Genomic DNA, 6,431 nt, shown 5'->3' with positions numbered 1-6,431 from the left:
CTTTCTGTATGCACTGATGCAGAATGGCGGGATGCCAGTATCATACTTAACGGAAACGTCCGGTCCATACAGAATTTCCGGAAGGCCTTGAAGATGAATCATCACAAAGGTAAAATTTATGCTAAAGGCTACTGGCTGGAAGGTAAAAAAGGATTGTAACCGGATAACAGTAAAATTTTTATCAGTTCAGCATCACAACGGCTGTAGGCAGGATATCATGAAACCGGCAGCCGGGTCTGTATGGGATTCAGGCCATAAGGCAGAAAATACCGATCTTTCTGTTTCCGGTATCAAAAATAGCGGTTCCGGTCTAGTATGATGATCTACTCAGCATAACAGAGCATCCCGCTGCGTTTCGGCCTGATGGAGAAAAAGGCAACGGGATATGCAAGGAGTTTACCATATGTTCAGGAAAGGACAAAATATAAAGTATCCTGTTCCGGCCCTGAAGAGAAGGTCATTGCCAAAGATATATAAGATACCGTTCCAGTCCGGCTTACAACACGAACCCTTACGGAATTCTTATTCAAAATGTCTGGCACCATACCCATCTTCCGGAGCGCTCCTCCGCTACATCCATTCCGAAACAAAAATTAAAGGAAGACGTATTCAGCTATCGGAAAAATAGTATTTTTGGCTAAAATAAATGATGATGATGATGATTGATGAAATCCTCGACCGGATTTATCCGTTGCCCGGCACTTCAAAACGGCAGCTGACGGCATTGGTAACCGAAATTGCCTTTCCCCGGAATACGATCCTGATGGAAGCCGGAAAAGTAGTCCCTTACATCTACTTTATGAAAAAAGGGATTGCCCGGGCCTATGCCCCGTCAGAAGACCGCGATATTACCTTCTGGTTCGGGAAGGAAGGCGACCCGGTGGTTTCCATGAAAAGCTATGTGGAAGAACGCCCGGGCTATGAGCATATCGAACTGCTGGAAGACGGGCTGCTGTACCGGCTGGAAACCGCTGTCCTGAAAGAGCTGTTCCGTAAAGACATCCATATGGCCAACTGGGGAAGGAAGTTTGCAGAAAAGGAACTGGTGAAAACCGAAGAACTGATTATTTCCCGGCAGTTCAAGACCGCAGCTGAACGGTACCATGACCTGATGAAAGAGAAGCCGGACCTGCTGCAGCGGGTACAGCTGGGCCATATCGCCTCCTATTTAGGGATTACCCAGGTAAGCCTGAGCAGGATCCGTGCAGAAATGAGGTGACCTCATCCGTTGCCGGACAGCGGTGTTTTTTAACAATTGTAAAATGGTAATTCCTTTTAAATCCTGAACTTTGTGCACCATAATAACTGAACAATGAACTGGATTATTTTAATTATAGCCGGCCTGTTTGAGGTAGCTTTTGCCTCATGCCTCGGAAAAGTAAAGGAAACCACCGGAACTGCAATGTACCTGTGGTTTGCAGGCTTCCTTATTTCGCTTACGGCAAGCATGCTCCTGCTGATGAAAGCCACCCAGACACTTCCTGTCGGTACGGCTTATGCGGTGTGGACAGGCATAGGAGCCGTAGGAACAGCCCTGGTTGGAATTCTGTTTTTCAGGGAGCCGGTGACCTTCTGGAGGATTTTCTTTATCCTGACCCTGATCGGTTCCGTAGCAGGACTGAAAGCGGTTTCTTCCCATTGAAAAAAATAATTATCCTTACAAAAAAATTATAACCATGAAAAAAGCTTTATTTCTTTTACTGGCAGGAGGAATGTTATCCGCCCAAACCTCAGATCTTTTATCAAACAACTGGTATATTTCCAAGATGGTGACCAGTACCGGGCAGACGACCAATACGCCTCTTATAGACGGCGGTGTTCCGGTTTCTAAATTTACTGCGGCAGGCGGAACCAGTTATTCCTTCAGCTCCAAATATTACAATACTTCCGGTTTCATGGTCGGAATCATGCCGGGCACCAACAATATGATCATGACCGCTACCGCAGGATGTACCCTTCTCTGGTATAACGGGGGAAATGCTGTTCCGGTAAGAAATTACGACCAGAAAAACTGTGACTATTTCGTCAATGCATCCTATGGGTCGGTTTTTACCTATCAGATTACCACATCCGGTAACCTCAAGACATTAGTCATCACTTCCCCTTCCGGAAACAAGATGTATTATAACAATACGTCGCAGCTCAGCACAGCAGAAAACGAAATCGTGAAGAAAGAATTCAGCGCTTATCCCAATCCGGTAACGGATGTTCTCCATCTTGAGAATGTGGAGAAAAACCTGATGCTGAGAATTCACGATGCTTCCGGAAAACTGGTGTATGAAACCAAAACGGCAGACCGTAAAGTGAAAGTTGATGTACAGGTGTTTCAGGCAGGCTCTTATATCCTGACGGTGGAAGGGTATAAATCTCTGCCGTTCATTAAAAAGTAAATCTTCCGGATCCCAGTGTAGACTGCGATCCCATTATGATTTCCAAGATCAAATGCTATCATTGATGATAAAGTAAAAGCCCGGAAAATCCGGGCTTTTACTTTATCAGACGTTGTTGTTTATTTTTTGTAAACCAGCGGCAGGATCTCGTTTTTCCGCAGGCCGTATTTTTTAATCTCCTCGTCGGAAAAATTCTGTGAGTAATAGTTGGCATCGGTTTCAAATCCGGCCTTTTTCAGGCGGTCGAAATAATCCATCCCGTACCAGCGGACATGGTCGTACTGGCCGAAATGTTTCTGCCGTTCTTTAGGATCCGTGATGGTGAAATCCTCATAAGTCTGTTCAAGGGCATTTTTCATCGGTACCTGCAGGATCCCCCAGCCTCCCGGCCGCAGTACGCGGTAGAGTTCGCTCATGGCTTTGGCATCATCTATAATATGCTCCAGGACATGGTTGCAGAAAATAATGTCGAAGCTTTCATCTTCAAACGGCAGATCGAGGATATCGGCCTTTACGTCCACTATCGGCGAGTACAGGTCGGCAGAAATGTAATTGAGGTTGCGCATCCTTTTGAATTTCCTTAAAAGTTCCTGTTCCGGAGCGATATGGAGTACTTTATGGTTTTTAATGAAAAAGTCGGTTTCATTCTGAAGGTACAGCCACATCTGGCGATGCCTTTCCAGGCTCAGGGTTCCGGGCGAAAGGGCATTTTCCCTCTGTTTCCCGTATCCGTAAGGCAGGAATTTCCGGTAGGATTTCCCGTCAATAGGATCATGGAACTGATCTCCCTTGAACAGCTGATAGATCACCGGACGTGCCCAGATGCTCATCTTGATGAGCCAGGGACGCGGGATGCTGTTCAGCAAAAGTTTGGCCACCGTTTTCATCAGAAATCCAGCTGGAAAGCTTTTTCTTCATCCGTTACAATGCCCAGTGCCTCATAGATGTACTGAAAGGTGGAAAGCAATACCGGTTTCCCGTTGATTACGGCCACATCATGCTCGAAGTGGGCAGAAGGCTGGTTGTCGAGCGTGGTTACCGTCCAGCCGTCGTTATGGAATTTCACTTTTTCGGTTCCGAGGTTGATCATCGGTTCGATAGCGATGGTCAGGCCGTCTTTGATGACTTTGCCGCTTCCCTGTCTTCCGTAGTTAGGCACCTGCGGATCTTCATGCATCTGCCGGCCCACGCCATGGCCTACCAGCTCCTTTACCACACCGTAGCCTTCTTTTTCACAGTGGCTCTGGATAGCATGAGAAATGTCGCCGATGCGTTTTCCTCTGACGCACTGTGCAATTCCTTTATAAAGGGATTCTTTAGCTACGGCAAGCAGCTTCCTGGTTTCCGGCTTTACTTCACCGATTTCGAAGGTGTACGCATGGTCGCCTACAAATCCGTTCAGCACGGCTCCGCAGTCTACGGAAAGCACATCGCCTTCTTTAATTTCTTCTTTATTGGGAAAGCCATGCACCACCTGCTCATTCGGTGAGATACAAAGCGAATAAGGGAAGCCGCCGTATCCTAAGAAGGCAGGTTCTGCACCATGATCTTTTATAAAGTCGTGTGCCAATTTATCCAAATACAGCGTGGTGATGCCCGGTTTGATTTCTTTTGCCAGCATTCCCAGCGTTCTCGAAACCAACTGCGCACTCTGCTTCATCAGGCGAAGCTCCTCTATCGTTTTTAACTGAATCATAAAATAGTGTAACAATTTATCAATCTGATGATACAATAATGTAGCAATGTAACAATTTAACAATGTAGCAGTCTGATGATGTAGAATTGAACCACCGGTATACTGTTACATGGGTATATTGTTACATTTTCTTACCAGAATAATCCTTTCTTCTTTTCTTTCTTGAGTTTGGAGTAGGCCAGGACTTCTTTTCCTTCCACACGGAATTCGATCCTGTCCTGGATGATGTTGTAGATTTCTCCCCAACCGGGAAACCCGCCCAGGTTCCTGTCATCGATGAACCAGTCGGCATCCAGTTTACGGGATTGTGTTCCCGAATCGAAAACCTCGCCTTCAAAGCTTGAGTTAACCGCATAAAACTCGATTCCGTTCTTTTTACAGAATTCCACTGCTTCATCCAGGGTTTTACCATGACGGTAGGTCCAGAGGATCAGCCGGTACCCTTCGGCCTGAAGCCTTCTCAGGGTTTCAAAAGCGAAAATCTTCGGTTTGCCAATGGACGGATAGGCATCATCCACAATCGTTCCGTCAAAATCCACTGCAATTTTTTTGTTATTCATCAGAATATATTTTGAGTAGGCAAAGATACAAATAAAAAGAGTGCCGTAAATATCGGCACTCTTACTTTTATCGTTTCGTCATTGCGATTATTCCTTTACCCAGTTGAACTGGAACTGCAGATCCGGCGTAGAAATCCGGTCTGTGATCTTCTGGAGCCTTGCCGGAAGTTTCATCAGGTATTCCTGGGCCTTTTCAGCCTTTTCGTTCAATCCTTTGATGTGCTCTATTTTCCAGTCGTCCAGAAGGTCTTTCATGATGTTGATATAGTCCTGTCCGGTATACACCATACAACGCTGTGCTGCGTCTGAGAAATGGCCCCACAGTTCTCCGGCTTTCTGTCCGGACTGCCGCATCATATGGGCGGGCATCACGATTTTCTTCCGCATCATATCTTCAAACGCCAGAATCATTTCGGAAGGGTCGATCTCCAGGATTTTTGTTACGAAATGCTTGTAGGCTTTGGCATGTCTTGCTTCATCGGCCGCAATAACCGCGCACATTTTGGCAAGCTTGGTATTTCCGGACTGTTTTGCCAGGGTGCCTACCCTTCTGTGGGAAATATTGGTGGCGGTTTCCTGAAAGCTGGTGTAGACAAAGTTCCGGTAAGGGTCCATGCTGGTACCCAGGTCGAAACCGTCGTTGATCAGGTACTGGGTGGTAATTTCCATCTGCCGCATATTTACCCTTCCGCAAAGGTAAAGGTATTTGCCCAACAGGTCGCCGTGCCTGTTTTCTTCGCCGGTCCAGGCCCTGATCCAGTTGGCCCATCCAATTTCCGTTTTTTCCTGGTCGATCCCGTCTACTCCCATCAGCCAGGATTCGTAGGAAGGCAGTGCCTCCTCTGTGATACAGTCGCCGATCAGGGTAACGAACAAGTCATACGGCATTTCCCTTGCAAAAGTCTGGATTTCTTCTAAATCATACTTGAAATCCGGGCTGGACGGATCCGGAAGATAGTCAGAGGGCTGCCATATTTTTTCAATCGGCGTTAAGAATTTATCCAGAAAAGAACCGACTTCCTTTTCCAGAATCCCCATTACTTCTTTCCTTACAAGCTGTTGATACATTATTACAATTTAGAATTAAACTACAAAGTTATCGTTTTTATTATTATTTGAAACATAATATTATGTTAATTCTTTCTGATATTAATCATAAATGCCGTTATGATTTATATAACGGCATTTTTTTTCACATAGGTAAAAATATTAGCTGATGAGGACATCCCCCGTCATCACTTCCGGGATCTCCACTCCCATCGCGGTCAGGATCGTAGGGGCAACGTCGCCAAGTTTTCCCGGCTTCAGTTCCCAGGTGCGGTCTTTATCCATGACGATGAAAGGAACCAGGTTGGTGGAATGCTGCGTATTCGGGCTTCCGTCCGGGTTCTTCATGACATCGGAGTTGCCGTGGTCGGCAAGGATGAAAACGGCATACCCGTGTTCGTAAGCGGTGGTTGCTACCTTCTGAATGCATTGATCAACCGTTTCGGCAGCCTTTACGGCAGCCTCGAACACCCCGGTATGGCCCACCATGTCGGTATTGGCAAAGTTAAGGCAGATGAAATCCGCAGTTTCCGCTTCCAGTTCCGGTACAATGGCATTGGTAATGTCGTAGGCAGACATTTCCGGTTTCAGGTCATAGGTAGGCACGTCTTTCGGGCTCGGGCACAACAGCCTTTTTTCGCCTGCAAACTGCTCTTCCCTTCCGCCGGAAAAGAAGAAAGTAACGTGCGGGTACTTCTCCGTTTCAGCAATCCGGATCTGGGTCTTGTGGTTTCTTTC

Annotated in this window: 8 protein-coding genes; 3 read left to right on the top strand and 5 right to left on the bottom strand. The window is 46.5% G+C overall.

The annotated features are described in order from the left end of the window. Positions 1–655 precede the first annotated feature (655 nt). From QZ735_RS07355 to QZ735_RS07345, 3 genes are all read left to right on the top strand, one after another. On the top strand, positions 656–1,219 hold the full coding sequence (locus QZ735_RS07355) for a Crp/Fnr family transcriptional regulator (RefSeq protein WP_294246283.1): 564 nt from the start codon (positions 656–658) through the stop codon (positions 1,217–1,219). Between the two features lie 93 nt (positions 1,220–1,312). Then, on the top strand, positions 1,313–1,642 hold the full coding sequence (locus QZ735_RS07350; protein WP_294246278.1) for a multidrug efflux SMR transporter: 330 nt from the start codon (positions 1,313–1,315) through the stop codon (positions 1,640–1,642). Between the two features lie 34 nt (positions 1,643–1,676). Continuing rightward, on the top strand, positions 1,677–2,390 hold the full coding sequence (locus QZ735_RS07345; RefSeq protein WP_294246275.1) for a T9SS type A sorting domain-containing protein: 714 nt from the start codon (positions 1,677–1,679) through the stop codon (positions 2,388–2,390). 119 nt (positions 2,391–2,509) lie between these two features. On the opposite strand, the gene QZ735_RS07340 is transcribed toward QZ735_RS07345, so the two are convergent. The 5 genes from QZ735_RS07340 to QZ735_RS07320 form a co-directional block, all read right to left on the bottom strand. Continuing rightward, positions 2,510–3,277: a class I SAM-dependent methyltransferase gene (locus QZ735_RS07340; protein ID WP_294246272.1), complete on the bottom strand. Its 768-nt coding sequence runs from the start codon at positions 3,275–3,277 to the stop codon at positions 2,510–2,512. Then, a complete protein-coding gene (gene map / locus QZ735_RS07335; protein ID WP_294246270.1) occupies positions 3,277–4,086 on the bottom strand; it encodes a type I methionyl aminopeptidase in 810 nt (269 codons plus the stop codon). Before map ends, QZ735_RS07340 begins: the two co-directional genes overlap by 1 nt. A 131-nt stretch (positions 4,087–4,217) precedes the next feature. Continuing rightward, positions 4,218–4,649: a BT0820 family HAD-type phosphatase gene (locus tag QZ735_RS07330; protein ID WP_294246281.1), complete on the bottom strand. Its 432-nt coding sequence runs from the start codon at positions 4,647–4,649 to the stop codon at positions 4,218–4,220. Between the two features lie 84 nt (positions 4,650–4,733). Further along, positions 4,734–5,714, bottom strand: coding sequence for an acyl-ACP desaturase (locus tag QZ735_RS07325; RefSeq protein ID WP_294246263.1), 981 nt, complete (start codon positions 5,712–5,714; stop codon positions 4,734–4,736). Positions 5,715–5,855: 141 nt separating this feature from the next. Next, positions 5,856–6,431 (bottom strand): alkaline phosphatase family protein (locus QZ735_RS07320; RefSeq protein WP_294246261.1); only part of this gene is annotated, 576 nt, incomplete at its 5' end.

The sequence above is a fragment of the uncultured Chryseobacterium sp. genome, assembly GCF_913776365.1.
Taxonomy (GTDB): Bacteria; Bacteroidota; Bacteroidia; order Flavobacteriales; family Weeksellaceae; genus Chryseobacterium.
Note: the sequence above shows the minus strand (reverse complement) of the source record. Positions and strands in the feature narration are given on the sequence as shown.